Origin of the sequence: Xanthomonas sp. CPBF 426 (assembly GCF_903989465.1) — a bacterium.
Lineage (GTDB): Bacteria > Pseudomonadota > Gammaproteobacteria > Xanthomonadales > Xanthomonadaceae > Xanthomonas > Xanthomonas euroxanthea.
Genome location: NZ_LR861805.1, coordinates 4,691,642 through 4,717,153, shown reverse-complemented (window position 1 = coordinate 4,717,153; position 25,512 = coordinate 4,691,642). Strand labels below are relative to the sequence as shown.

The window sequence follows — 25,512 nt, the reverse complement described above, 5'->3', positions numbered from 1 at the left end:
GGCGTGCGCAGCAGACCTGCACACGCATGGTGGCATCATGGCCCGACTTCGTTACTGGACTGACCGATGCGCTTACCGCCCTATCTGCTGTTGGCCGTTCCGCTGCTGGCCATTGTCGCTGCCTGCACGAAAAAGGAAGCTCCACCGCCGCGCTTCACGGCGATCGGGCACCTGGAAACCTTCGACCAGCGCTTCGGTAAGGTGGTTGCGGCCGACGCGCGCATCGAGAAGCTCACCGAAGGCTTCACCTGGTCCGAAGGCCCGGCCTGGGTGCGCAATGGCGGCTATCTGTTGTTCACCGATGTGCCGGAAAACACGCTTTATCGTTGGTCCGAGGAGGCGGGCCTGTCGGTCCTGCTGTCGCCGTCCGGTTACAGCGGCCCCGAGCAGGCCACGCTACGCGAGGCCGGCGCCAATGGGTTGTATGCCGAACCCGATGGCACTGTGTTGCTGGCCGATTCCGGCACGCGCATCGTCGCCAGGCTCGACCCGGTCACGCGCAAGAAGACACCGCTGGCAACGCAGTTCGAAGGCCACCGCTTCAACAGCCCCAACGATCTGGTCCGCCGCAGCGATGGCGTGGTGTTCTTCACCGACCCGCCGTATGGCCTGAAGGGCATGAACGACTCGCCGGTCAAGGAACTGCGCTTCAACGGCATCTACCGCCTGGACACCGACGGCAGCGTGCACCTGCTGGACGACAGCCTCAGCCTTCCCAACGGCATCGCCCTGTCGCCCGACGAGCGCACCTTGTATGTAGCCAACTCCGATCCGCAGCGCCCGATCTGGATGGCCTACGCGCTCGACGCCAACGGTGCAGTGACCGGCAAGCGCGTGTTCGCCGACGCCTCCGATCTGGTGGCCAAGGACGCGCCCGGCCTGCCCGACGGCATGGCGGTCTCCGCCGACGGCCACCTGTTCGCCACCGGCCCCGGCGGCGTCATCGTGTTCGCCCCCGACGGCCGCAGGCTGGGCCGCATCGAAACCGGCGAGGCCATCTCCAATTGCGCCTTCGGCGACGACGGCCACACCCTCTACATGACCTCGCACGCGATGCTGACGCGGGTGCGCGTCAAGGCGCGGGGCCTGGAGTTTGCAAGGTAGCACCCGATAGCCCACCACACCCAGTCGCCGCTCTTGTAGGAGCGGCCCTGGCCGCGATGGAGCGTTACCGAAAGACCCGCACGACAAGTCGCTTTCCCTTCGAGCCAAGACTGCGATCCGGCTTGGATGCACCCCACCTCGCTTAGCGTGTGGCTTCCGCCCCGCCCAACACCAACACATCATCCAGCTCCGGCCCGCCGCCACGGTTGCCGCTGCCCGCAACGATGTACAGGTCGTCGCCGACGGCGGCGACCTGGGTGCCATGCCGCCCTTGCGGCAATGCTGCCAGCGTCGTCCAGGTGGATGCGGCTGGGTCGTAGGCTTCCACTTCGTCGTGCGCCTTGACCTGCCGCATGCTCTCGCCACCGATGACCAGCAGGCGGCCATTGCGTGCGATGGCCGCAGTGCCTGCGCGCTGCGTCGGCAGCGCAGCCGGTGCTACCGACCAGGTGCCGCGCTGGATGTCATACACATCGACGTCGGGAATCGTTTGCGCCAGGGTATTGCCGCTTTCGTGCGCCGACCTGCGGCCACCGGCGGCATACAGTTTTCCGTCGAGCACCACTGCATGGAAATGATCGCGGGCACGCGGTGCGTCGGCCAGCTGCGTCCATTGCTGCGTTCTGGTGTCGAACGCATCCAGCCATGGCACATAGCCGCTCATATGGCCGCGCGTGTTGCCGCCGACCAGGTACAGCACGCCGTCGTGCTCCACCGCGCCTGCCGCGCCGCGGCGGCGATGCTTGGGAATCTCCGGCCCCACCTGCCAATGGTCGGTGCGGGGATCGTAGATCAGCAGATTGCTCAGCGACGCTTCCTCGGGATAGTCGCCGGTGAACCCGCCCACGACGTACAGCTTGCCCGACGACACCACCGCCTGCGCGTGGCTCACCATCAGCGGCGGCGCACTGCCCTGCGACCAGCGGCGCGTGCGGGTGTCGAAGATCTCCAGCGGGCGCTGATCGCGTCCACCGACCAGATACAGGCGATCGCCAATGGCCACCATGCTGTTCTCATGCCGCGCATGCGGTTGATTGCGTGTGCTCAGCACCTGCCATTGGGGCGACTGTGTCGATTGCGCCGATGTGGTTGCCGGCGCCGCTGCGTCGGCAGCCTGCGCAAGCACGGGGAGCATGCCGATTGCGGCAGCGAGCAGGCCCGCGTGGAACGAGGTCTTCAACAGGCGCATGCAGCACTCTTGCGATAGCCGTGGCAGGCCAGTGTAGCGACACATGCACGGCGATCCAGCTTCCCAAGCAGGCTGATCTGCGCCTGCGCCTGCGCCTGGCGCGGCGGATGTCGCTTGCCGGTGCATGCTGAGCGAGAGCTCGCCTTGACGAGCGCGCAATCGCGCGCCGCGTGGCGTGCCTGCGTATCGCCGAGTCACCTCCATCGGCGTGTGGCGTGCGCAGGCCCGGCTGCCAGCCTCTTCACATGCAGCAGCACAGCGCATGCGAACACTACGGTAACTCGATGCGACAGGAGCAACCCGTGGCACGCACACCAGCAAAGCAGGCGATTTCCACACTGCCACCCAGGAACGTTGCCAACGCAGCGGCACGCGGACTGCGCTTGCGCGAACAGCACGGGCGTGGCGGCACCGCGATCGGCGTTGCGCGTGCACGCGACCTGTCGGCACAGACGTCGCTGTCAACGCAGACCATCCGGCGCATGCATGCGTACTTCGCGCGTCACAGCGTGGACAAGAACGCCAAGGGCTGGGCCGATCGCAGTGCGCCGTCTGCAGGCTACATCGCCTGGCTGCTCTGGGGCGGCGACGCCGGCCAGCGCTGGGCAGCGCGGCTGTACCAGCGTCTGCAGGATGCAGCCAGCGCGAAGACCAAAGCAGGAAAGGGCACAGGCACCAGCAATACGGCCGCCGCTGGCGCCAGTGGTACGAAGACACGCACCGCCGGGAAGACCGCAGCAAAACGCACCGCAAGGAAGACCGCCGCAAAGAAGGCCGCAAGGAACACAGCGGGAACGGCCTCCGCGAAGAAACCTTCGGCGAGAAAAGACGCAGCCGGCAAAGCAGCGGCCGGTAGCACGGCGACATCAACGTCCAGGTCGTCGACCGGTGCCCGCAAGGCCACCGGCACGACGGCAGCCAAGCAGGCGGCTGTAAAGAAGACCGCAGCAAGGAAGACCACAGTCAAGAAAGCGACGGCGAAGAAAAGACCTGCAAAGAAGACTGCGACAAAAAAGACCGCCGCTCGCCGACCTGCGGCCAGCAAGAGCGCCTCCACGCGCAGCACTGCGAAGAAAGGCGAGGGCAAGGCCTCAGCGCCATGGAACAAGCCCAACCCGAAGCGTACCTCGCGCTCAGGTTCGCTTTCTCCAGCGCAGAAGACGCAGGCCAGACAGCGCGCCAAGGCAGCGGGCCGGCCCTATCCCAACCTGGTCGACAACATGGCCGTGGCACGTAAGGGCAGCGCTGCCAAGCGGGCAGGCGGAGCGGGCGCTGCGAAGAGAACCGGCACGCATTAGCCGCAACCGGGTGCGGGGATGGCCGCCCCTGGCTGGCCCGGGGCGCCGGTGAAAGCTGCGCGCGCAGTGTCTATAGTGGACAAGCTCGCCCGTGCAGATGCGATCCGGAGCTCCGGAAGAGCATACGCATACTCGCCTCATCCTGGACAAGGACGCTCGTGAAGATTTTTCTACCCGTGTTATCGGCCCTGCTGTACGGCGTTGCGCTATGCCTGCCTGCATTGCATGGCGGCAATGATCACCTGGGTGGCTTCGTCATCCTGCTGCTTGGCTGGATGCAGGTGGTCGATGGCCAATGCGTGGCCTGGATGAGCAATCCGTTGTTCTTCCTGGCGTGGCTGTGTTACCTCTTCAAGGTGGACAAGGTGGCGGCGGCGCTGTTGGTAGCGGCGTGCCTGATCGGGCTGGATACCTTTCGCGCAACCCGGTTCGACAAGAACGAGGCGGGCCACCAGGTCATGATCGACCACGTGGGTATCGCGTTCTATGTGTGGGAGTTGAGCTTTGTTGCGCTGCTCGTCGTGGTGCTGATGCGCCTGTTCGGCACCGCTGGTGCCGTGCAGGTGCGGCAGGCGAAGTGATCCGCAAGCAGGCCGAAGACGCCTGGGCAATGCGGATATTCGTCCGGCCCGCACGCCGCCACCGGCATCAGTGCAGCAGCATCGACAGCAGCCACGTGCAAAGACAGACATACGCCAGCAATCCCAGGCTGGCGGCCAGGGTGGTCCGCATGATTGCCGACTCCTGACCCACCAGTTTGACCGCAGCGGCGGCAATGGCGATCGACTGCGGCGAGACCAGCTTGGCCATCACGCCGCCGGCGGTATTGGCCGCCACCAGCAATGCGGCCGGCACGCCGATCTGTGCCGCCGTCACCGCCTGCAGATGCGCAAACAGCGTATTGCTGTTGACCACCGAGCCGGTGATGAACACCCCCATCCAGCCGATGACCGGCGACAGCAGCGGGAACACGCCACCGGCCTGCGCCAGCGCCAGACCGATGCTCGACGATGCGCCGGAATAGTTGGTGACATAGGCCACCGCCATCACCAGCGACACGGTGGCCAGCGGTCTCCACATCTCCCTCGCCGATTGGGCCAATTCGCCGGTCGCCGAGCGCAGGGTCAGGCGCGGCGACAGCAGCACCGTGAGCACCGCGGCGATCAGGATCGCCGTGCCGGACGCGTTGAGCCAACCGACATTCCACACCGCAGGCAGCGTGCGCACGCTGGCCACCAGTGGCGGCACTTCCTGCACGCGCTGATCGAGCAGGCCGATGGGCAGATGCAAGACCGTGGCGGCAAGCGCGCCGTCTGCGGCAAACAGTGCCTTGAACGCAGGCAGGCTCCAAACCAGGATCGCGCCGGTCAGGATGTAGAACGGCGACCACGCACGCAGCACCTGGGCAAGCGTCCAGCGCTGGGTGGAGCACGGCGGCGCCTGTGCTTCGCGGTAGATGCGCTTGGGCCGCCAGAACCGCATGAACAGGGCCAGCCCGCCCATGCCGGCCAGCGGGCCGACAATGTCCACCAGTTCCGGACCCAGCAGGGACAAGGTCACCGTTTGCACGCCGCTGAACACCACGCCGACAAACAGCAGCACCGGCCAGGTCTCGCGCACGCCACGCCAGCCATCGAGCATCGCCACCAGCCCCGCCGGCACCAGCAGTGCGCAGACCTGCACCAGCGCGATCAGCATCAGCGACATCTCGTCCAGGCGCACGCCGCCCTGCTGCGCGCCCACCAGCACCGGGATGCCGATCGCCCCGTAGGCACCCGCCGCGCCATTGGCCAGCAGGCACAGCATTGCCGCCTTGAGCGGACGGAAGCCCAGCTCCACCAGCAACGCCGCGCAGATGGCGATCGGCACGCCAAACCCCGCAGCGCCTTCCAGAAATCCGCCGAAGCAGAACGCGATCAGCAACACCTGGATGCGCTGGTCCTCGGACACCGTGGCAATACTGCCGCGGATCACCTCGAACTTGCCGCTGCGGATCGCCAGCTTGTACAGCCACACCGCCATCAGCACGATAAAGCCGATCGGGAAGATGCCGTTGGCAATGCCCAACAGCGCGGCGCCCACGATGCTGGCCATCGGCATGCCGAACACCAGCGACGACACCGCCCCCGAGACCAGCACCGCCAGCGACGCGGCGGTCAGCCCCTTGAGCCGCAGCAGCGTCAGCGCCAGCAAAAAGAACAGCACCGGTAACGCAGCCAGCAAGGCCGAGAGGTTGGCGTTACCGAGCGGGTCGTAGAGTTGTTGCCACATGGTTGGACCTGCGCGGGTGGTGAACGGGAAAGGTGACGCTTACGGTGTCGGAACAAGATTGGCGCACGGCGAGCCCGCAGCGAAATCAGCGAGGTTGCGCAGGGTGATTTCGGAGATCTCCTGCAGCGCCTCGGCGGTGAAGAATCCCTGGTGCCCGGTGACCAAGACATTGGGGAAGGTCATCAGGCGCTGGAACGCCTCGTCGTCGATGATCTCGCCCGAGCGGTCCTGAAAGAACAAGGCGCTTTCCTGCTCGTAGACATCGATGGCCAGATGGCCGAGCTGGCGGGACTTGAGCGCGCGGATCACCGCATCGGTATCCACCAGTCCACCGCGCGAGGTGTTGACCAGCATCGCGCCCGGCTTCATCGACGCCAGCGCCGCATCGTCGATCAGGTGCTGCGTGGCCGGTGTCAGCGGGCAGTGCAGCGAGACGATGTCTGCACGTGCAAGCAGCGTCTCCAGTTCCACCCGCTGCCCGATCGCAGCGAAGCCGGGTGTGGGATAGGGGTCAAAGCCCAGCACCTCGCAGCCCATCCCATTGAAAATACGTGCAGTCGCCAGCCCGATCTTGCCCAGCCCGACCAGGCCCACCGTCTTGCCATGCAAGGTGCGGCCGAGCAGGCCGTTGAGCATGAAGTTGCCCTCGCGCACGCGGTTGTAGGCGCGGTGCGTCTGCCGGTTGAGCGTCATGACCAGCGCCAGGGTGTGCTCGGCCACCGCTTCGGGCGAGTAGGCCGGCACGCGTGCCACGAACAGGCCAAGTGCGGTGGCAGCGGCAAGGTCCACATTGTTGAAACCGGCGCAGCGCAGCAGCACCGCGCGCACACCGCCGGCGTGTAGCGCCTGCAGCACGGGCGCATCGAGCTGGTCGTTGACGAACACGCACACCACCTGGCACCCCTGCGCCAGTGCGGCCGTCTGCAGATCCAGCGTTGCCTCGAAGTAAACGAACTCGGCTGCGCATTCCACGCCCAGGCGCAGTTTTGCTTCGTCGAGAAAGCGCTTGTCGTAAGGGCGCGTGCTGAAGACAGCCATTTTCATGCGGAAAACTCCATAGGTGCGGGAATACGGTAGCTCACCCGACCGGGCCTCTTCCACCGCGTTTGGCCAATCGCTGCGACCCCGACCAGCTCCAGTGGCGATGCGGACATCGAACCGGTGCCGAGGTTCGTTACTGCACAGCGCGCACCCACACTACGCGAGTGCGCCCGTGTGTGACGGTCTGGCGCTGGTGGGCGCGCGTGGTGGTGACCGGTAATGCGCACATCGTGCAGGTCACGGAGGCGGACGCGTTCGCTTGCTTTCGCCACGGCAACGGTCGGAGCAGTACTTCACCTGGTCCCACACGCGCTCCCACTTCTTGCGCCAACGAAACGGCCGCCCGCAGTGCATGCAGGGTTTCTCAGGCAATTCGTGTTTCTTGCGCATGGCCATGCGGCGCGTGAGCCTAACCGGAGGTGGGTGGAGCGTGGATGAGGCCAAGCATGTCATGTCGCGCGGTGCCCTGCAGATGCCGGTGCAGGCAACACGCTCCGTGCCGCTGGCGACCCACGGGCAACGCGGCCTTGCTTCGCTGCCCCGTCTCGGAACAGACACGTTGCTCTCGCGTGCAGACGGCACAGGCAGCCTTCTGTCTCCAACGCAAGCAGGATCGGGCAGGCTTCCTGCTCCAATCCGGACCAGGGCAATAGCGCACCTGCTCCCGTGCAAGGGAGCAGGTGCCGCAAGCGCCACACCAGGGCCCTCGGCCCATACGGGTCACTTTAGGCGTGGCTTCACCGCAGCCAGCGCGGGTGCCACGCGGCTGATCAACAGCACGCCGCGTCCCACCGTGACCTGCAGCGCATCGCCAACCGCGAAACCGCAGTGTTCCAGCCAACGTCCGGACAGCCGCAGCTTGGGCACCGCGCAGCCGACGACATCCTCGGCCCGCCGCACATCGTAGTGCTGGCAGCTCATGGTGACCCGCTCGGGAATACGGAAGCCGGGCTTGCGCAACGGTGGGGTGGGCGCTGGCGATGGATCTGCCGCCGACTCCATGTCGGTCACGGCGGACACCGAGCTCTGCCTTGATCCGGTACGTGCGACAACAGAGCGCTTGGCCGGCGATGCAGGGCGTGCATGGGCAGTCGCTTTGGGGTGGGTCATATCGAACTCCTTGTGCGATAGGAAGTCCGCCACCTCGCTGCTAAACAAGGGTGGCGAACGATGCGCGGTTAGCAGACCGGTCACAAGGAACCGGCAGACCTTGCGGTCTCCGCGCACCGCCCGCCGTAAAGCGAGCACGCCTGCCCACGCGACACGTCGGGCAAAAGAAAAGCGCCGACATCGTGCAATGGGCGCTGGTGCGCCTTGTGATTACAGGCTGCTAAACCCGGCTGCGGAATGTGCCGCAGCAACGAGATCTTGCTACTCGCCAATGAAGCGAGTCAAGACAGGACGGCACGGCGCTCAACCGATCTGTCGGATATGGCGTATCGTTGCGTCCAACGGCGACTTCGTTCTCCCACTACGAGAAAGCGATGACTTCCAGTGCCCAGGTGCCAGACCGTACGATTCCGCTGCTACCGGCTCGCTCCATCGAGCGCACGGTTGCCTTCTACCGGCGGCTGGGCTTTGTCGGCGATGCGCATCCGCACGATGCAGGCTACGCGATCCTGACCCGTGGCGAGGTGGAACTGCATTTCTTCGCGCACCCGGACCTGGATCCTGCTGCCTGCTATGCGGGGTGCTACATCCGGGTTGGCGATGTCGATGCGGTCTACGCCGCCATGCGTGCGGCGGAGCTTCCGCTGCACGGCATCCCCCGGCTCGATCCTGTCGGCGACAAGCCCTGGGGAATGCGGGAATTTGCGCTTGTCGACGAGAACGGCAACCTGCTCAGGATCGGGCAGGTGATCGGAGGCTGAACCTTCCGTCCACCGGCCCGCCTGATTAACTCGGGTAAGCAGGAGTGAAGCTGGTTGATTGGCTGCATCAACCAGCCTCCACGAACCTCTGATCAAGCTTCCTGAGGCAGGTAGGATGCGACAGTGGCCTTGATCTTGTCTGCAAAGCTGTAGATGTCGTCGATCGAGCCGAGGTCGAGTTGTTCTTCTTCCTTTTCCTGATTGAAGACACCAAGTCGAAGCCGTTGAAGATTGTTGAAGCGCAGCCTGCAGATCGGTTTTCTGTTGTTGTCGTCGAGTAGCACTGCGCAGTAGCTTTGGGCATCCCGCATGAAGACTCGCTTGCCAGGAATCACTTCGCGCACAATGGCCCGAACGATGTGGAACCCTTCGATTTCTTCCGGAGTGGTGACGATCAAAGGGTCAGCCAGCAATGGCGGTGTCGCGACGGCCGGTTGCTCTGCAATGACACTCCCAGCGTGATCGCTGATGGAGATTGCCTCAGGAGCCATGGCGCCTTTAAGCCGTTCATTGATCCGCTCGCTAACCAGCTGATCGAAGGCGCGACGCGTGATCGATGTGAACTGATCGCGGATCGCCGGCGTAAAGCGCCGAGCTCCGACAAGGTCTGCTGAAACCAGTTTGACGAACTCTTCGGTCGGTTGATGCATCCACTCCGTCAGTTTGGTTTGGATGGCGCGCGTATACTTCAACTCATTGGCAGTCGTCAGGATCGTATCCAGATCGAACGCCGTCTTGGCAAACTTCTTCAATTCTTCGACGTCGCGTTCCTTGAAGTCCAAGACGTTGAACTCGAAGAACGGTTTCTCATCCATCTTGTTGGGTTGCTCAAGATCGGTAAAGAACCGATAGACCAAGCCGTTGGTGAGAACTCCGAAGCGGGCAGCAGTGACGTGGAAGTAGCGAAAAAGTTGACTGGCATGGTTGATGCTCAGCTCAGCGCCTGCCTTCTTGCATTCGAAAAGAATGATCGGTTTGCCATCGCGAAGTATCGCGTAATCGACCTTCTCGCCTTTCTTGGTTCCTACATCGGCCACAATTTCTGGCGTGACTTCGAGTGGATCGAAGACGTTGTATCCCAGAATCTGGATTAGCGGCATCACCATCGCATTCTTGGTGGCTTCCTCCGTCTGAATCAGTGCCCGCGTTGTACTAATGCGCGTCGCAAGTACGCGCAGTTGATCAATGAAATCCATCCACGTTGCTCCTTTCCCCAATTTGGCAATTTCTACCACAGCAAAGGCGACGGGTGACGCAGTTACAGCGAATTTTGTCCGGCTTATGGATCAGCTCGTTTTATCGAGCTGGAGTAGCAACGTCATGCGCAGGACAAAGTCAGGCCTGCCAAAAAACTTATTCCCCGGGCCGGATTGGCTTCTGAAATGAGGAATTTCAGCCCTATTCCATTAAGGCATTTTGCACGTGTGCCGGACTGCCGGGAGACAGCGCTGCGTATGAATGTTCTAGGGCCTTCACGAAACGCGCATCGCCGGAAAGCGACGCGAATACCGCATCCACGGTGAGGAATGCCGCGATGTCATGGGCGGCATCGCCGGTGGTCGAGCGGCCGATGTCGCTTAGCTCTTCGCCCAGCGGATCGACCAGGGCCGCTCCATGACCAGCCTGCCTGCACACGAACCGCAGCCAGGCCGCTACCGGAATGCAGAGCCGGTCGATCCGCCTCCCGGCAGCCAGCGCGTCGCCGATGACGCCGAGCAGGCGTACCGGGATCTTCTGCGAGCCGTCCCAGGCGATCTGGGCGAGCAGGTGGCGGATGGCGGGGTTGCGGAAGCGGGCCAGGATGGCGTCGATGTACTGCTGCGCATCGAAGCCTGGCATGGGCTGCAGGGTGGGGGCGATGTCTTCGCGCATCAGGGCTTCGACGAAGGCGGCCAGTGGCCGGTGGCGCATGGCGTCGGCGACGGTTTCCAATTCGAGCAGGCTGCCGAGATAGGCGAGTGCGGAGTGCGGGCCGTTGAGCAGGCGCAGCTTGGCGCGTGCATAGCCGGCGATGTCGTCGCTGAGGATCACGCCGGCACGCTCGAAGGCGGGGCGGCCGTTGCAGAAGCGGTCTTCGATCACCCACTGGCTGTAGCGCTCGCGCTGGATCGGCCAGGCGTCGTGCAGGCCGGTCTGCGCTTGTACTTGCGCGCGCAGTGCGTCGTCGGTGGCGGGGGTGATGCTGTCGACCATCGACCGTGGGAACGTTGCGTGCTGGTCGATCCACGCCGCAAGCGCTGGATCGTGTTGCTGGGCGAGCCGCAGCACCGCGCGGCGCAGCAGGCTGCCGTTGTCGGGCAGGTTGTCGCAGCTGAGCACGGTGAACGGCGCAATACCTTGCTGCCTGCGCTGGTGCAGACCGGCGACGAGATAGCCGATGGCGCTGCGCGGTGTGCCGGGGTGGGCGATGTCGTGCGCGATGTCCGGATGAGTGAGGTCGAGCGTGTCGCCAGCCAGGCAGTAGCCTTTTTCCGTGATGGTGAGGGTGACCAGCCGCACGGCGGGATCGGCCAGGCGCGCGAGCACGGCGGCCTGTTCGTCGGCGGCGCATAGCACCTCGCGGATGGCGCCGATGATGCGCAGTTGCGGGTGCTCGGCGAGCAGGGCGAGGGTGTACAGGCCGTCCTGTGGGCGCAGCACGTCGCGCACGCCTGGGCTGTGCAGGGAGACGGCGCAGATGGCCCAGCTGGGATCGTCTGCGAGCAGGTCATCGATGTAGACGGCCTGGTGGGCGCGATGGAAGGCGCCTGCGCCTAGGTGGACGATGCCGATGGTGGTGGTTGCTGGATCGTAAGCGGGCGTTGAAACCACTGGCGCCAGTGTGGCGAGGGTACCGAGCGAAAGACGTGGGGCTTGCATCGTGGTGTCTGCGTATTAGGGATGTGTGGTGGAGTCGCCTGCGCCGTACCCTCACCCCAACCCCTCTGCCGAGGGGAGAGGGGCTTGGGGCAATCGCGGCCGGAGGGTTTCTTTGCCCACGTCCGCAGAGCGAGGGACTTTGCAAGGCGCTACTTGTCGGTGACGGTGAAGCGTTGCCTGCTGCGGATGTCTGCGCTGGAGGCGCCGATCTGCACCTCGTAGGCGCCTGGGTCCACCGCGTAGGCCTCGCGCTGCTCGTCGTAGATGCGCAGCGCGTCTTGTGCCTTGATGGTGAAGCGCAGCTGGCGTTGTTCGCCCGGCTGCAGGGTGATGCGTTGAAAGCCGCGTAGCTCCTTGCCGGCGCGTTCGCGTTGCGGCGTGAGCGGATGCAGATACAGCTGCACCACTTCATCGCCGGCGCGTTGGCCGGTGTTCTTCAGCGTGACCGTGGCCGTGAGCATGCCGTCGGCCGCCAAGGTGGTGCGATCGAGGCGCAGATCGGAATAGGCGAACTGTGTGTACGACAGGCCATGGCCGAACGGGTACAGCGGCTTGCCGGCAAAGTAGCGATAGGTGCGCCCGCGCATGGCGTAGTCGTCAAAGGCGGGCAGGCGCTCGTCTTCGCGGTAGAAGGTGATCGGCAAACGGCCGCCGGGGCTGGCCTGGCCGAACAGCACATCGCCCACCGCGCTGCCGCCGCGCTGGCCGGGGTACCAGGCCAGCAGGATGGCGGGCACATGCTGCTGCGCCCAGTCGATGGCCAGTGCCGAGCCGGTGGTCAGCACCGCGACCACCGGCGTGCCGGTGGCCTGCAGCGCCTGCAGCAACTCGCGCTGCGGTTTGGGCAGGCGGGTGTCGGTGCGGTCGCCGCCGGCAAAGCCGGGATAGTTGACGTCCATCTCCTCGCCTTCGACATCGCCGGTGAGCCCGCCCACGAACACCACCACCTCGGCATTGCGTGCGGCGTCCACCGCCTCCTGCAGCGGCGGTTTGGCGCCGGGCATGCGCCAGGCCAGGCGCACGCCGGCATCGCGGGTGGCCTCGTAATACTCCACACGCAGGTCGTAGGCCTTGCCGCCTTCCAGCGCCACGCTGGCGTTACCGCCGCGCATGCGCGGCGCATCGCTCCATTGATCGATCAGCAGCTTGCCGTCCAGATACAGGCGCACGCCATCGTCGGCGGCAATCTGCAGCTCGTAGCTGCCCGACACCGGCGGCAGCAGCTGGCCATGCCAACGGACGCTGAAGTCGTCCTTGGCCAGCGCACGCTCGGCCTGCAGTTCACCGCGGCCCACTGCATCATCGGTGGGTGCGTTGCGGTCCCAGCGGAAGGCGATGCGCGGGTCGATGCGGGTCAGCACCGGCTGGCCGGCCAACGCACGTCCACGGAAGTACTCGCCGGTGAGGCCGTTCTGTTTGGCATCCGGCGACGGGCGCAGGTAGCGCGTGTCGATCGGTGCGGCGGCGTTGGGGTCTTCGCGTCCTTCCACCAGGTCGCTGCCGCGTGCGTAGACCACCTGCGCCTGCGGCGCGGCCTCGCGGATGCCCTGCAGGATGGTGACCGGCGCGGCAGGCGTGCCGTAGTAGTTGCCCAGCAGCGACATCGGGTCGTCGGCGGTAGGGCCGATCACGGCGATGCGCTTGAGCGTGGGTTTGAGCGGCAGCAGGCCATCGTTCTTCAGCAGTACCAGCGATTCGCGCGCGGTGCGGCGCGCCAGTGCATCGTGCTGCGGCGATTGATTGGCCGAGGGCGGAATCTGCGCCCACGGCACCTTGGCCGGCGGGTCGAACATGCCCAGCCGCATGCGCGTGGTCATCAGCCGCTTGAGCGCGGTGTCGATGCTGGCTTCGTCGATCAGGCCCGCACGCACCGCCGCCGGCAACGCAGCATAGGTGTCGCCACAATCCAGGTCGGTGCCGTGCTTGACGCCGAGCGCGGCGGCGGCCTCGGGCGTGGGCACGATCTTGTGGTTCTGCCAGATGTCGCGGATGGCGGCGCAGTCGCTGACGATGTAGCCATCGAAGCCCCAGTCGCGGCGCAGGATGCCTTCCAGCCGCGTGCTGGCCGAGGCGGATTCGCCGTTGACGCGGTTGTAGGCGCCCATCACCGCGGCGACCTTGCCTTCCTGCACCAGGGCCTGGAAGGCGGGCAGGTAGGTCTCATACAGATCGCGTTCGCTGGGATGCACGTCGAAGTGATGGCGGTCCGCCTCCGGGCCGCTGTGCACCGCGAAGTGCTTGGCAGTGGCATCGAGCTTGCGGTACGGCCCCTGCTGCGCCTGCAGGCCCTGCACGAAGGTCACGCCCATGCGCGCGGTCAAAAACGGGTCTTCGCCGTAGGTTTCCTGACCACGGCCCCAGCGCGGGTCGCGGAAGATGTTGATGTTGGGTGACCAGAAGGTGAGCCCCTGGTAGCGCTTGTGCTCGCCGCGTGCCAGGAACGCGTGGTGCTTGGCGCGTGCCTCGTCGCCGATGGCGGTGGCCACCTCGGCCATCAACGGTGTGTCGAACGTAGCAGCCAGGCCGATCGCCTGCGGAAACACGGTGGCGCCGCCGGCACGCGCCACGCCGTGCAGCGCCTCGTTCCACCAATCGTATTCGGGCACCTGCAGGCGCGGGATCGCCGGGGTGGCGTTCTGCATCTGCGCGGCCTTTTCCTCCAGCGTCATGCGCGCCACCAAGTCGGCCGCGCGTACATCGAACGGGCGCTGGGTGTCCAGGTATGGCGGCGGCGTTGCGGCCTGCGCGCCGGTGGCGGCAAGCGCCATCGCCAGCAGTAAGCCGCGTGCGAGTGCGCGATGTGGGGCGGTGGCGAGGTGGGCGGGGTGGGAATGCATGGTCAGTCCTCCTGGGTGCGGTGCGGTTCCAGCTGGGCAAACGGCCCGATCATGCTGCCGACGAAACCGCCGGCCTGTGCGGTGCTGAGCATGCCTGCATCGTCGTTGCGAGAGTGGAGCCAGTCGAAGGCGACAGCGGCCTGCGCTTGTGCCGTCGCGGGCGCGGGGATGGCGATGACAGCAACCAACAACGCGTCGCGCGTCAGCATCAGATAAGTGCGGGCGGCGCGCAGAAGCCGCAGTGTCGGCCTGGCAGATGCGGGTTTCGCACAGCCGCCAGGCTCGCCTGGCCGCTGCACAGCGCCTGCATCTGCCGCGTCTGCGCGCGTCGCACAGGCGCCCATGACGGCCCGCATCACCAGTCCCACATCGCGCCGTCTTCCAGCCGCGCCACCGGCAACTGCTTGGGCACGTAAGGGTACTTAGCGGCCAGGGCTTCGTCGATGTCCACGCCATGCCCGGGTGTTTCGCCGCAATGCAGGCGGCCATCGCGGAAGACGTAATCGTGCGGGAACACCGCATTGGCCTCGTCGGAATGGAACATGTATTCCTGGATGCCGAAGTTGGGCACCCAGGTGTCGAAGTGCAGGGCCGCGCCCATGCACACCGGCGACAGATCGGTGGCGCCGTGGAAGCCGGTGCGCACCTGATGCAGCGCGGCGAAGTCGGCCAGCCGGCGCACGTGGGTAATGCCGCCGGCGTGGACGATGGTGGTGCGGATGTAGTCGATCAACTGCTGCTCGATCAGGTGCTTGCAATCCCAGAGCGAGTTGAACACCTCGCCCACCGCCAGCGGCGTCACCGTGTGCTGGCGAATGATCTCGAACGCGCGCTGGTTTTCCGCCGGCGTGGCATCTTCCAGCCAGAACAACCGGTACGGCTCCAGGTCGCGGCCCAGGCGCGCGGCTTCGATCGGTGTGAGCCGGTGATGCGCATCGTGCAGCAACTCGATCTCATCGCCGTGGTCGGCGCGCAGCTGCTCGAACAACTTCGGCACCACACCCAGATAGCGCGGCGTGGACCACACGGTTTCGGTGGGCAGTTCGCTTTCGGCCGGTTCGTACGGCTTGCCGCCGCTGGAAATGCCATAGGTCTTCTTGATGCCGGGCACGCCGCACTGCGCGCGGATCGCGATGAAACCCCGCTCGCGAAAGCGGCCCACCTCATCGCTGGTTTCGGCGATGTCGCGGCCATTGGCATGGCCGTACACCAGCGCGCCCTCGCGCGAGCGCCCGCCCAGCAGCTGATACAACGGCAGGCCGGCCATCTTGCCCAGGATGTCCCACAGCGCCACGTCCACCGCGGCGATGGCGCTCATCGTCACCGGGCCGCGCCGCCAGTACGCGCCCCGATAGAAGAACTGCCAGATGTCCTCGATGCGGCCGGCATCGCGGCCGATCAGGTTCGGCACCAGGTGTTCCTGCAGGTACGCTGCCACCGCCAGCTCACGGCCGTTGAGCGTGGCATCGCCCAGCCCGGTGATGCCCGAGCGGGTGCGGATCTTCAAGGTGACGAAGTTGCGCCCGGGGCAGGTGACGATGACGCGCGCCTCGACGATCTCGCGATCGCGGGCCGAGCCATGCAGCGGAGCAGGGGAGTCGGGAGTCTGTGACATCGTGGTCTCGCTCAGGGAGAAGTGGCGGCAGTGATGGGAAGTTCGAACGGGCCGGCCGGCAGGCCGCTGCGGTCGTACAGCGTGCAAACCGGGCTGTCGGCCCAGCAGTAGCGCACGCGCGTGGGGTCCAGGCCGGGAGGAATGCGCAGAGCGATGGCGTGGTCGTGCACGGTGGCGACGGCATAACGACAGGTGCCGGGGGCGGCGGCACAGACCTCGAAACCGATCGGTGCATCGTTGCCATAACTCAGCAACGTGGTGTCCACGGCATCGAAGGCGATGCGCACGCCGTCGCCTGCGCGTTGCGCGCTGCGCGGTACCGGGCCGGAGGGCGCAAGCGCCTGCCCATACACCACCTGCCGCGCCGCACGCGCCAGGCGCCGGCCCAGTTCCTGCTTGTTGGCCGGATGGATGTCGTAGCGGTCGCCGATGTCGATCGTCACCGCCAGGCCCGCGTGCGCATCGTCGGCGACGAAGCGGCGTTGTGCCTCGCGCAGCTGCGCCCAGCCGCTTTCCACCGGCTGGGTGGGCGGCGCGCCATAGTTGGCCAGCTGCACGATCAGCAGCGGCAATTGAGCACCGAAGCGCTGCCGCCAGTCGCGCTGCCATGCGGTGAGCAAGGCCGGGTAATGCGCGGCATCGCCGGCGTTGGATTCGCCCTGGTACCAAAGCACGCCACGCAGGCCGAGCTGGCCGAGCGGGGCGATCATGCCGTTGTACAAGGTGGTCAGCCCGGCCGCCGACGACCATGGCGCGCGCGGTGGCGAGCCCAGTTGCGGCGGCACGATGCGGTACTGCCAGGGTGCATCCAGCGGCAGCGTGCTGCCATCGGCGAACTGCAGCGCACGCGATTGCGCATCGCCCAGCAACCCGCCACGCCGATAGGTGTTGAGCACATTGAGCACGATGCTGTTGCGCCCGGCGTGCAGGCGCCCGCGCGGCAAGCGGTAGCGACGCGGCTGATCGGCGCCGTAGCTGCTGCCCACGCCGCGCCCGTTGACCCAGGTCTGGTCCAGCTCGTCCACCGGCCCGAGCAGCAGGCTGGCGTCCTGCGCGGCCTGCGCCTGCGTCAGCTCCACGCTGGTGCGGTACCAGACCATGCCGTTGAAGCCGACCAGCTGCGGCACGCCCCAGTCGTCCCACGCGCCCAATGCCGCCGGTGCGGTTTGCCAGGCGCCGGGCGCGTCCGGTTGCCAGGGCTCGCCCTGGCCGTGCGCCTGCCACCAGGCTTCCCAGAGCGCGGCCCAACGCGGCGCCGCATCCACCGGGTCGACGGCGTATCGCGCCAGCACATCCAGTGCCGGGCCATCGTCGCCGGCGGCGCGCAAGGCTGTCTCGCCGATCCAGGCCTGCAGTTGCGAGCCGCCCCAGGAGGCGTTGATCAGGCCCATCGGCACATCGACGGTCTTCTGCAACTCACGTGCGAAGTAATAGCAGGCGGCAGAAAACTCCTTCACCGTCTCCGGCGTGGTGCGCTGCCACGCGGCAGCACCACCGAAGCCACGCTGCGGTGTCGGGCTGGACTGCGCCGGCACCTTGAACATGCGGATGCGCGGGTTGTCGGCATCGGCGATCTCGCTGCGTGAGTCCAGCGTGCGATGCACCGGCAATTCCATATTCGATTGGCCCGAGCACAGCCACACATCGCCGATCAGCACGTCGTTGACCTGCTGCGTCACGCCCGTGCCGGTGCGTGCGCTCAAGGTGTACGGGCCGCCGGCGGCGTGCGCAGGCAGGCGCGCTTCCCAATGGCCCTGCCGGTCTGCGCGCGCCTGCACCTGCTGCGCATCCAGTTGCACGCGCACGCGCGCGCCCGGGGCCGCATCGCCCCACACCCGGATCGGCGCATCGCGCTGCAGCACCACATGCTCCTGAAACAGCGCATGCAGCAGCGGCGCATCGGCCGCCTGCGCCAGGGGCGGCAGCAGCGCTGCCATGACGGCCAGCAGCGTACGCACGCTCATTTCGGATTCCCCGGCGCATACGGAAATTTCAATGCTTGGTAATACGCCAGCGGATGCGCCGGCGGCGCCGTGCCGGCAGGCAACGGCAGCCCGGACACGCTCTGGAAGTAGGCGATGCTGGCATCGCGCCACCACTGCGCTTCGTCCTGCTGGATCGCCAGGAAACTTGCCACCTGCTGGTAACGCGGTGCATCGATCCTGCCGGCCAGGCCCTGCCAGGTCGCGCGCATCGCACGCACCTCGTCAACGCCGTGGTCGTAGTGCCACACCAGCTCGTCCCACAGCGGCCGCCCGGAGGCCATGCGGTGCTCCCAGGGCACATGGTGGAACCACAGCAGGTAACGCTCCGGCACGCGCTGCACATCGCCGAACACGCGCGCCACCGGCCTGGCGTATTGCGCCACCGCATCGCTGCCGCCGGCACTGCGATCGAAGCCGATGCCGTGACGGTCGGCGCGGTGGTAGTAGACCGGGTCCCAGTCCGGGCGCTCGCTGCCGGCATCCCACGGCGCCGGGCCGTAATGATGCCCGCGCCCCATCAGGTGATGCAGGCCCAGTGGGGTCATGTAGTCCACCACCGCCTCGCGCGAGCGCAGCAGCATGTCGACCACGGGCGTCACCACGTCAGCATCGTTGGAGAAGGTCATGCGCACCCAGTCCTGCGCGATGGCCTGCGGCGACGCCTGCGGATTCCACGCCAGCCGCCCGTAGGCGTACCAGTTGGCCTGGTCGAAGATCGAGCCACTCCAGTTGCGGTCCGCCCCGATGTTGGCCACCCCGGCGATACCGGTCAGCCGCGTGCGTTTCGCATCGTTGAAGAGCGTGCCGTCCACGGTTCTGGCAACCGTCGAGCCCTTGCCGCGCGCGTAGGTGTCGGCCTGCAGGGTTTCGGCAAACAGCGTGCCCAGGTAGGCCAGGTGGGTGGAAAAGCCCAGATACTCCTTGGTGATCTGGAATTCCGGCATCAACGGCGTCTTGCGCATCGCGCCGAACAGCGGATGGAATGGCTCGCGCGGCTGGAAGTCGATGGCACCATTTTTGACCTGCACGATCACGTTGTCGCGGAACCGGCCATCCAGCGGCAGGAACTCACTGTAGGCCTGCTTGGCGCGATCGTCCGGTTGCTCGTGCGAATAGACGAACGCGCGCCACATCACCACCCCGCCATGCGGTGCCAGCGCATCGGCCAGCAGATTGGCGCCATCGGCATGGCTGCGCCCGTAGTCCTGCGGGCCGGGCTGGCCTTCGGAATTGGCCTTGACCAGAAAACCGCCAAAATCCGGAATGCGCGCGTAGATGGCGTCGGCGGTGTCGCGCCACCACCGCTGTACCTGCGGATCCAGTGGGTCGGCGGTCGTCAGGCCACCGATCTCGATCGGCGCACTGAAGCGCGCGCTGAGAAACACGCGAATGCCGTAAGGGCGAAACACGCTGGCCAGTGCCGCCGCCTTGTCCAGGTACTGCGGCGTCAGGCTCCAGGCCTTGGCATTGACGTTGTTGAGCACGCTGCCGTTGATGCCCAGCGATGCATTGGCGCGCGCATAGTCGGTGTAGCGCGGATCCAGATACCCGGGCAGGGTCTGCCAGTTCCACAGGGACGCACCGGCATAGCCGCGCTCGACCACCCCGTCCAGGTTGTCCCAGTGATTGAGCAGGCGCAGCTGCAGCCGCGGCGACTCGCGCAGGTCCAGCGCGGCCAGCGATTGACCGGTCTGCAGCAGGCGCAGCAGGTGGAATGCCCCATACAGCGCACCGACATCGCTGCCGCCGACGATGGCGGTGGCGCGATGCCCGTCCACGCGGACACTGCGGATCAGATAGCCGTCGCGGCCCAGGCCGGTGGTCTGCAGGTGCAATGCCGCGATCTGCGGCGCAGCGGCCGCACCCAGCACGATCGCACCATCGCGCGTGACCGCGGCGGACGACGGCGGCGTAGCACCAAGCAGGCCCGACAGCCCACGCTGCAATTCATCGCGTGCGGCCTGCAACGTGGGCGAGTCGCCGGCGACGATCAATTCGCTCGCATTGCCGCGTAATTGCGCCGCGTTGGCCAGCGGGTGGTAGCGCAACCACAAGTCGTAGCCATCTTCGGCGCGCGCACCGGCACTGGCCAGCACCAAGCCACCCAGCAGTGTCACCGCCAGCAACCACGGATGCGCCAACGCACCGCAGTACGCGACGCAGCGCCGCATTGCACGTGCGCTCATGCGGCATGCTCCATCGACATCCACGTACACGGCGGCGTATCGCCGCTCTGCCTGCTTCCCGGTACCATGCGTCGCATCGTCGTGCACGCAGTGAGCGCTTGCGTTATCGCAGCGGTTTGTGTGCATCGTGCAGGTTCGCCACCCACTTGAAGAGGCCACGCTTGGAGAAGGTCAGGAAATCGGTCCGCCGCACCAGCCGCGCGACCACTATCGACGAGGTGGCGGCGCTGGCGAAGGTCTCGCCGATGACGGTCTCGCGCGTGGTCAACAACAACGGCAGCGTGCGCGATGCCACCCGCGCACGTGTGCTGCGCGCAGTCGACAAGCTGGGCTACACGCCCAACCTGGCAGCCAGCGCCCTGGCCGCCGCGCAGAGCACGCGCATTGCGTTGATCTACAGCGACCCCAGCGGCGCCTACCTGCGTGAGCTGCTGCTGGGCGTGTTGCGGGTTGCCTCGCGCACGCCGATCCAGCTGGTGATCGATTGCTGGGACGACCTGGATGCAGACGCCGAACGCCGTGCCGCGCGCAAGCTCGCCAAGGGCGTGGCCGGGGTGATCCTGCCGCCACCGCTGTGCGAATCCAAGGCCGCGGTCTTGGAACTGGTCCGCGCCAAGGTGCCGGTGGTGGCGATCGCCTCCAACCATTTCAGCCCGGATGTGGCCTGCGTGCGCATCGACGAATTCGCCGCCGCCAAGGAAATCACCGAGCATCTGATCGCCCAGGGCCACACGCGTATCGGCTACATCGCCGGGCACCCCAACCTGTCGGCCAGCACGCGTCGCTTTGAAGGCTTTCAGGCGGCGCTGGCCGATGCCGGCCTGCGGCTGGATCGGCATCTGGTGCAGCCGGGCGACTACACCTACAAATCCGGCCTGGTCGCCGCCGAAAAGCTGCTGGCGCGCAAGCGTCGCCCCAGCGCCATCTTCGCCAGCAACGACGATATGGCCGCCGCTGCAATCTCGGTCGCGCATCGGCGCGGGCTGGATGTGCCACGCAATCTGTCGGTGGTCGGCTTCGACGACACCTCCGCCGCCACCGCGGTCTGGCCCGAACTCACCACCGTGCAGCAGCCCATCGCCGCCATGGCCGACGCCGCGCTGGACATCCTGTTGAAGACGATACGCGCCAAGGAGCGCACGGCGAAGATGGTCGATCATGTGGTCGCGCACCTGCTGGTCAAGCGGGATTCGGTGGCCGCACCGGCGGCGCCGGATGCAGCGGAACAGCCCTGACGCTGTACGCGGGTCTGCGCGCAGGCCGCCGGTGATCGCCTGCGCGTGCAGGCGGTCACCGGCACGGCATCAACGCGTCAGATACTGGTTGATCAGGTTCTCGTAGGCTTCCTGGCGGCTGCTGAGTTGCTTGGGCGCGTTACCGGCCGCGTACTGGGCCAGATCCACCAGCGTGCTGCTGCCGTTGGCAAACTCCGCACCCGCGCCGCTGTCGAAGCTGGCGTAGCGCTCGGCGCGCCACTGCTCCAGCGGCGAGGACGTCAGCAGCGCATTGGCCACTTCCAGCCCGCTTGCGAACGCGTCCATGCCGCCGATGTGTGCCAGGAACAGGTCCTGCGGATCGGACGACTCGCGGCGCACCTTGGCATCGAAGTTCAGCCCGCCCGGTGCCAGCCCGCCCTGGCGCAGCACCACCAGCATCGCGCCGACGGTGTCGTACAGGTCGGTCGGGAACTGGTCGGTATCCCAGCCGTTCTGCGGGTTGCCGCGGTTGGCATCGATGCTGCCGAGCAGGCCGGCGTCGGCTGCCACCTGCAGGTCGTGCTCGAAGCTGTGGCCCGACAGCGTGGCGTGGTTGGCTTCGATATTGAGCTTGAAGTCCTGGTCCAGGCCGTGCTGGCGCAGGAAGCCGATCACCGTGGCGCTGTCGAAGTCGTACTGGTGCTTCATCGGCTCCATCGGCTTGGGCTCGATCAGGAAGTTGCCTTGGAAGCCGATCGCACGGCCGTAGTCGCGTGCCAGGGTCAAAAAGCGCGCCATGTTGTCCTGCTCGCGCTTCATCTGGGTGTTGTGCAGGCAGGCATAGCCCTCGCGGCCACCCCAGAACACGTAGTTTTCGCCACCCAGCTCGACGGTGGCATCGATCGCGGCCTTGACCTGCACCGCCGCACGCGCCACCACATTGAAGTCCGGGTTGGTCGATGCGCCGTTCATGTAGCGCGGGTGCGAGAACAGGTTGGCGGTGCCCCACAACAGCTTGACGCCGGTGTCGGCCTGGCGCTGCTTGGCGATGCCGACCATGTGTTTGAGGTTGCGCTCGTACTCACCGATGTCGTCGGCATCGGGCGACAGGTCGATGTCGTGGAAGCAGTAATACGGCACGCCGAGCTTGGTGAAGAATTCGAACGCGGCATCGGCCTTGGCTTCGGCACGGTCCAATGCGGTGTTGCCGATATCCCACGGATACGCGCGCGTGCCCGGGCCGAACGGATCGGCGCCATTGCCGCAGAAGCTGTGCCAGTAGGCCACGGCAAAGCGCAGATGCTCGGCCATGGTCTTGTCGCCGATCTGCTTGTTGGCGTCATAGACCTTGAAGGCCAGCGGGTTGTCCGAGTCGCGGCCTTCGAAGCCGATCTTGCCGATACCGGGGAAATATTCCTTGGCGCCGATGTAGACGGTGTTGCTCATGGGGTGGAACTCCTGCAAAGAGGCGAGGGAAGAAGGAAGGGCGTTGCAGACCAGTGGCCAGTCACGCAGCGCGGCGATCGTGCATGCGCACCGCCGCCGCGGCGCCAGCGCGCACGCTCGATCAGCGCCGGGGACACATACGAGGGCAGGGCCTGACCCACGTCGCACCAAATGTTAGCGCTACCACACCTGCGACCGAAAAAAGCCGCGCGGTGGAGCGAAGCTGGAGATGCCATGCCGATCCCGAGTGAAGCGGTCTGCCCGACTTTACCCAGCCCGGCGCCGAAAGGCTTGCTGCGCTGCGAGATGTGCGCTGCCCCAACCACCTGTGGCACCCGCAGCCGCGTCGGGCCCGCTGACGCCGCAGCACCACCAGACGCACGCCGAACACTCCGCCCGCAAGCGTCTGACCGCCCGTTCAGCCGCGCACGCCCGGCGCCGGCCCGCCGCGCGCCGGGCAGCTACAATGGCCGGCTTATGACCGCTGTCCTGCCGCTGCCGCAACCCCTGGCCGACCCCGCGCCGCGCGACCCGCGCCAGCGGCTGCAGCGTGAGCAGCTGCGCCTGGGCAAACGCCTGCAGCGCCAGGTGGGCCAGGCGATTGCCGACTTCGGCATGATCGCGCCCGGCGACAAGATCATGGTGTGCCTGTCCGGCGGCAAGGACAGCTACACCTTGCTGGACATGCTGCTGCAGCTGCAGCGTAAGGCGCCGGTGCCGTTCACCCTGGTGGCGGTCAATCTGGACCAGAAGCAGCCCGACTTTCCCGCCCATGTCCTGCCCACCTATCTGCGCGGCCTGGACGTGCCGTTCGCCATCGTTGAGCAGGACACCTATTCGGTGGTCAGCCGGGTGATCCCGGCCGGCAAGACCATGTGTTCGCTGTGCTCGCGGCTGCGGCGCGGCGCGCTGTATGCCTATGCGCAGGCGCACGGCGTGACCAAGATCGCGCTCGGCCATCATCGCGACGACATCGTCGCCACGTTCTTCATGAACCTGTTCCATCACGCCCGGCTCGCGGCGATGGCGCCCAAACTGCGCAGCGACGACGGCCAGCACGTGGTGATCCGCCCGCTGGCCTATGTGCGCGAAGCCGACATCGCAGCCTATGCGCAAGCGCGCCAGTTCCCGATCATCCCGTGCAACCTGTGCGGCAGCCAGGAAAACCTGCAGCGCCAGCAGGTCGGCCGCATGCTGCAGCAATGGGACCGCGAGCAGCCCGGGCGGGTCGAGCAGATCGCCCGCGCGCTGGCCGATGTGCGGCCCGAGCAACTGGCCGACCGCACCCTGTTCGATTTCCTGGCGCTGGGCCGCAATGGCGATGCAGCGCCGCCCGATCCTGATCCCGATTCCAGCGCCTGGCTCGCTGCCGGCGACAGCGCACACGACAGCGACTGACGCGGCCACCACGGCGGCGGCAGTCTTCCCACCCTCCACGTTTCTTCCTCCTTTTCGGTCTGACGCATGTTCTTTCGTAATCTCACCCTGTTCCGTTTCCCGACCACGCTGGATTTCTCCGAGATCGACACGCTGCTGCCGCAGGTGCAGCTCAAGCCGGTCGGCCCGCTGGAAATGAGCTCGCGCGGTTTCATCTCCCCGTTCGGCCGCGACGAGCAGGAGGTGCTCTCGCATCGTCTGGAAGATTTCCTCTGGCTCACCGTCGGTGGCGAGGACAAGATCCTGCCCGGCGCGGTGGTCAACGACCTGCTCGAGCGCAAGGTTGCCGAGATCGAGGAAAAGGAAGGCCGTCGCCCCGGCGGCAAGGCGCGCAAGCGCCTGAAGGACGACCTGATCCATGAGCTGTTGCCGCGCGCCTTCGTCAAAAGCTCGCGTACCGATGCCATCCTGGACCTGCAGCACGGCTACATCGCGGTCAACAGCTCCAGCCGCAAGAGCGGCGAGAACGTGATGAGCGAGATCCGCGGCGCGCTCGGCAGCTTCCCGGCACTGCCGTTGAACGCCGAAGTCGCACCGCGCGCCATCCTCACCGGCTGGATCGCCGGTGAACCCCTGCCCGAAGGCCTGAGCCTGGGCGAAGAATGCGAGATGAAGGATCCGATCGAAGGCGGCGCGGTGGTCAAGTGCCAGCACCAGGAATTGCGCGGCGACGAGATCGACAAGCACCTGGAAGCCGGCAAGCAGGTGACCAAGCTGGCGCTGGTGCTGGACGACAATCTGTCGTTCGTGCTCGGCGACGATCTGGTGATCCGCAAGCTCAAGTTCCTCGATGGCGCACTGGACCAGCTCGAACACAGCGAAGACGACGGCGCGCGCGCCGAACTCGACGCGCGCTTCGCACTGATGAGCGCCGAAATCCGGCGCCTGTTCCTGCTGCTGGAAACCGCGCTGAAGCTGAGCAAGGCGGAGTAATCAGGTTTCGAACGGCGGCGGCGTCAAGGGGCGATGCGCCGCTTGAATCATCCGAGGTCTAAAACAACAGCTCGCAGCGTCGCGGGCGCGGTGTCCTCACTGCTTGCGGGACACGCCGTGAACCCATCCCTGGTGACTCGGTGGCGGCATCCATGCCGCCACACGGTCCCGCAACCGGCAAGGACTCCGCACCAGACAGTTGGTCGGTGCTCTTGTGAGAGCTGTCTGTCGTGTGGCGCCCATC

Annotated in this window: 20 protein-coding genes; 6 read left to right on the top strand and 14 right to left on the bottom strand. The window is 66.3% G+C overall.

Translation table 11 applies throughout. The features are described 5' to 3' along the window. Positions 1–66 precede the first annotated feature (66 nt). The gene (locus tag H7A87_RS19975) at positions 67–1,104 is read left to right on the top strand and encodes an SMP-30/gluconolactonase/LRE family protein (protein WP_119129917.1); all 1,038 of its coding nucleotides are present in this window, start codon (positions 67–69) and stop codon (positions 1,102–1,104) included. 142 nt (positions 1,105–1,246) lie between these two features. Here H7A87_RS19975 and H7A87_RS19970 read toward each other — a convergent pair whose 3' ends face one another. After that, positions 1,247–2,293 carry a kelch repeat-containing protein gene (locus H7A87_RS19970; RefSeq protein WP_119129916.1) on the bottom strand — a complete coding sequence of 349 codons (1,047 nt, stop codon included), beginning with the start codon at positions 2,291–2,293 and terminating at the stop codon, positions 1,247–1,249. 559 nt (positions 2,294–2,852) lie between these two features. Then, positions 2,853–3,464: a hypothetical protein gene (locus H7A87_RS21030; RefSeq protein WP_119130000.1), complete on the bottom strand. Its 612-nt coding sequence runs from the start codon at positions 3,462–3,464 to the stop codon at positions 2,853–2,855. A 285-nt stretch (positions 3,465–3,749) separates the two neighbouring features. Between H7A87_RS21030 and H7A87_RS19960 the strand changes: the two genes are divergently transcribed. Further along, entirely contained in the window at positions 3,750–4,172 is a 423-nt protein-coding gene (locus tag H7A87_RS19960) for a hypothetical protein (protein ID WP_115678142.1), read from the top strand. Positions 4,173–4,239: 67 nt separating this feature from the next. On the opposite strand, the gene H7A87_RS19955 is transcribed toward H7A87_RS19960, so the two are convergent. From H7A87_RS19955 to H7A87_RS20905, 4 genes are all read right to left on the bottom strand, one after another. Next, a complete protein-coding gene (locus tag H7A87_RS19955) occupies positions 4,240–5,862 on the bottom strand; it encodes a lactate permease LctP family transporter (RefSeq protein ID WP_119129915.1) in 1,623 nt (540 codons plus the stop codon). Positions 5,863–5,901: 39 nt separating this feature from the next. Further along, positions 5,902–6,906: a 2-hydroxyacid dehydrogenase gene (locus H7A87_RS19950; RefSeq protein ID WP_119129914.1), complete on the bottom strand. Its 1,005-nt coding sequence runs from the start codon at positions 6,904–6,906 to the stop codon at positions 5,902–5,904. A gap of 234 nt (positions 6,907–7,140) precedes the next feature. Further along, positions 7,141–7,299 carry a DUF2256 domain-containing protein gene (locus H7A87_RS19945; RefSeq protein ID WP_104584391.1) on the bottom strand — a complete coding sequence of 53 codons (159 nt, stop codon included), beginning with the start codon at positions 7,297–7,299 and terminating at the stop codon, positions 7,141–7,143. 324 nt (positions 7,300–7,623) lie between these two features. Continuing rightward, entirely contained in the window at positions 7,624–8,013 is a 390-nt protein-coding gene (locus H7A87_RS20905; RefSeq protein WP_232087891.1) for a SymE family type I addiction module toxin, read from the bottom strand. Between the two features lie 374 nt (positions 8,014–8,387). Here H7A87_RS20905 and H7A87_RS19935 point away from each other — a divergent pair, with 374 nt between their 5' ends. Further along, the gene (locus H7A87_RS19935) at positions 8,388–8,774 is read left to right on the top strand and encodes a VOC family protein (protein WP_104649850.1); all 387 of its coding nucleotides are present in this window, start codon (positions 8,388–8,390) and stop codon (positions 8,772–8,774) included. A 92-nt stretch (positions 8,775–8,866) separates the two neighbouring features. Here the strand turns inward: H7A87_RS19935 and H7A87_RS19930 are convergent, their stop codons facing one another. The 7 genes from H7A87_RS19930 to H7A87_RS19900 all read right to left on the bottom strand — a co-directional run bounded on the left by H7A87_RS19930 (position 8,867) and on the right by H7A87_RS19900 (position 20,256). Further along, a complete protein-coding gene (locus H7A87_RS19930; RefSeq protein WP_104649851.1) occupies positions 8,867–9,970 on the bottom strand; it encodes a type I restriction endonuclease in 1,104 nt (367 codons plus the stop codon). 202 nt (positions 9,971–10,172) lie between these two features. Further along, complete coding sequence (locus tag H7A87_RS19925; protein WP_119129912.1) at positions 10,173–11,633, bottom strand: mannitol dehydrogenase family protein; 1,461 nt, start codon at positions 11,631–11,633, stop codon at positions 10,173–10,175. A 149-nt stretch (positions 11,634–11,782) separates the two neighbouring features. After that, positions 11,783–14,470 (bottom strand): glycoside hydrolase family 3 protein, encoded by a 2,688-nt coding sequence (locus H7A87_RS19920; protein ID WP_119129911.1) that lies wholly within the window; start codon positions 14,468–14,470, stop codon positions 11,783–11,785. A 2-nt stretch (positions 14,471–14,472) separates the two neighbouring features. After that, positions 14,473–14,679, bottom strand: a complete 207-nt coding sequence (locus H7A87_RS19915; protein WP_119129910.1) for a hypothetical protein — start codon at positions 14,677–14,679, stop codon at positions 14,473–14,475. 146 nt (positions 14,680–14,825) lie between these two features. Then, positions 14,826–16,085, bottom strand: coding sequence for a D-mannonate dehydratase ManD (manD, locus tag H7A87_RS19910; RefSeq protein ID WP_119129909.1), 1,260 nt, complete (start codon positions 16,083–16,085; stop codon positions 14,826–14,828). 11 nt (positions 16,086–16,096) lie between these two features. Beyond that, complete coding sequence (locus H7A87_RS19905) at positions 16,097–18,049, bottom strand: sialate O-acetylesterase (protein ID WP_119129908.1); 1,953 nt, start codon at positions 18,047–18,049, stop codon at positions 16,097–16,099. Continuing rightward, positions 18,046–20,256, bottom strand: coding sequence for an alpha-glucuronidase family glycosyl hydrolase (locus H7A87_RS19900; protein WP_119129907.1), 2,211 nt, complete (start codon positions 20,254–20,256; stop codon positions 18,046–18,048). Before H7A87_RS19900 ends, H7A87_RS19905 begins: the two co-directional genes overlap by 4 nt. Before the next feature lie 161 nt (positions 20,257–20,417). Between H7A87_RS19900 and H7A87_RS19895 the strand changes: the two genes are divergently transcribed. Further along, positions 20,418–21,491, top strand: a complete 1,074-nt coding sequence (locus H7A87_RS19895) for a LacI family DNA-binding transcriptional regulator (RefSeq protein WP_180497055.1) — start codon at positions 20,418–20,420, stop codon at positions 21,489–21,491. Positions 21,492–21,560: 69 nt separating this feature from the next. On the opposite strand, the gene xylA is transcribed toward H7A87_RS19895, so the two are convergent. Beyond that, complete coding sequence (gene xylA, locus H7A87_RS19890; RefSeq protein ID WP_180496815.1) at positions 21,561–22,898, bottom strand: xylose isomerase; 1,338 nt, start codon at positions 22,896–22,898, stop codon at positions 21,561–21,563. A 477-nt stretch (positions 22,899–23,375) separates the two neighbouring features. Between xylA and ttcA the strand changes: the two genes are divergently transcribed. Then, on the top strand, positions 23,376–24,296 hold the full coding sequence (gene ttcA, locus H7A87_RS19885) for a tRNA 2-thiocytidine(32) synthetase TtcA (RefSeq protein ID WP_119129904.1): 921 nt from the start codon (positions 23,376–23,378) through the stop codon (positions 24,294–24,296). A gap of 66 nt (positions 24,297–24,362) precedes the next feature. Continuing rightward, positions 24,363–25,268 (top strand): recombination-associated protein RdgC, encoded by a 906-nt coding sequence (locus H7A87_RS19880; protein ID WP_007974628.1) that lies wholly within the window; start codon positions 24,363–24,365, stop codon positions 25,266–25,268. Positions 25,269–25,512: the final 244 nt, after the last annotated feature.

Excerpts from the sequence above, each read along its gene's own strand:
- H7A87_RS19975 (WP_119129917.1), top strand. The coding sequence starts at position 67 with ATGCGCTTACCGCCCTATCTGCTGTTGGCCGTTCCGCTGCTGGCCATT.
- H7A87_RS19970 (WP_119129916.1), bottom strand. The coding sequence starts at position 2,293 with ATGCGCCTGTTGAAGACCTCGTTCCACGCGGGCCTGCTCGCTGCCGCA.
- H7A87_RS19955 (WP_119129915.1), bottom strand. The coding sequence starts at position 5,862 with ATGTGGCAACAACTCTACGACCCGCTCGGTAACGCCAACCTCTCGGCC.
- H7A87_RS19950 (WP_119129914.1), bottom strand. The coding sequence starts at position 6,906 with ATGAAAATGGCTGTCTTCAGCACGCGCCCTTACGACAAGCGCTTTCTC.
- H7A87_RS19945 (WP_104584391.1), bottom strand. The coding sequence starts at position 7,299 with ATGGCCATGCGCAAGAAACACGAATTGCCTGAGAAACCCTGCATGCAC.
- H7A87_RS20905 (WP_232087891.1), bottom strand. The coding sequence starts at position 8,013 with ATGACCCACCCCAAAGCGACTGCCCATGCACGCCCTGCATCGCCGGCC.
- H7A87_RS19935 (WP_104649850.1), top strand. The coding sequence starts at position 8,388 with ATGACTTCCAGTGCCCAGGTGCCAGACCGTACGATTCCGCTGCTACCG.
- H7A87_RS19930 (WP_104649851.1), bottom strand. The coding sequence starts at position 9,970 with ATGGATTTCATTGATCAACTGCGCGTACTTGCGACGCGCATTAGTACA.
- H7A87_RS19925 (WP_119129912.1), bottom strand. The coding sequence starts at position 11,633 with ATGCAAGCCCCACGTCTTTCGCTCGGTACCCTCGCCACACTGGCGCCA.
- H7A87_RS19920 (WP_119129911.1), bottom strand. The coding sequence starts at position 14,470 with ATGCATTCCCACCCCGCCCACCTCGCCACCGCCCCACATCGCGCACTC.
- H7A87_RS19915 (WP_119129910.1), bottom strand. The coding sequence starts at position 14,679 with ATGCTGACGCGCGACGCGTTGTTGGTTGCTGTCATCGCCATCCCCGCG.
- manD (WP_119129909.1), bottom strand. The coding sequence starts at position 16,085 with ATGTCACAGACTCCCGACTCCCCTGCTCCGCTGCATGGCTCGGCCCGC.
- H7A87_RS19905 (WP_119129908.1), bottom strand. The coding sequence starts at position 18,049 with ATGAGCGTGCGTACGCTGCTGGCCGTCATGGCAGCGCTGCTGCCGCCC.
- H7A87_RS19900 (WP_119129907.1), bottom strand. The coding sequence starts at position 20,256 with ATGAGCGCACGTGCAATGCGGCGCTGCGTCGCGTACTGCGGTGCGTTG.
- xylA (WP_180496815.1), bottom strand. The coding sequence starts at position 22,898 with ATGAGCAACACCGTCTACATCGGCGCCAAGGAATATTTCCCCGGTATC.
- ttcA (WP_119129904.1), top strand. The coding sequence starts at position 23,376 with ATGACCGCTGTCCTGCCGCTGCCGCAACCCCTGGCCGACCCCGCGCCG.
- H7A87_RS19880 (WP_007974628.1), top strand. The coding sequence starts at position 24,363 with ATGTTCTTTCGTAATCTCACCCTGTTCCGTTTCCCGACCACGCTGGAT.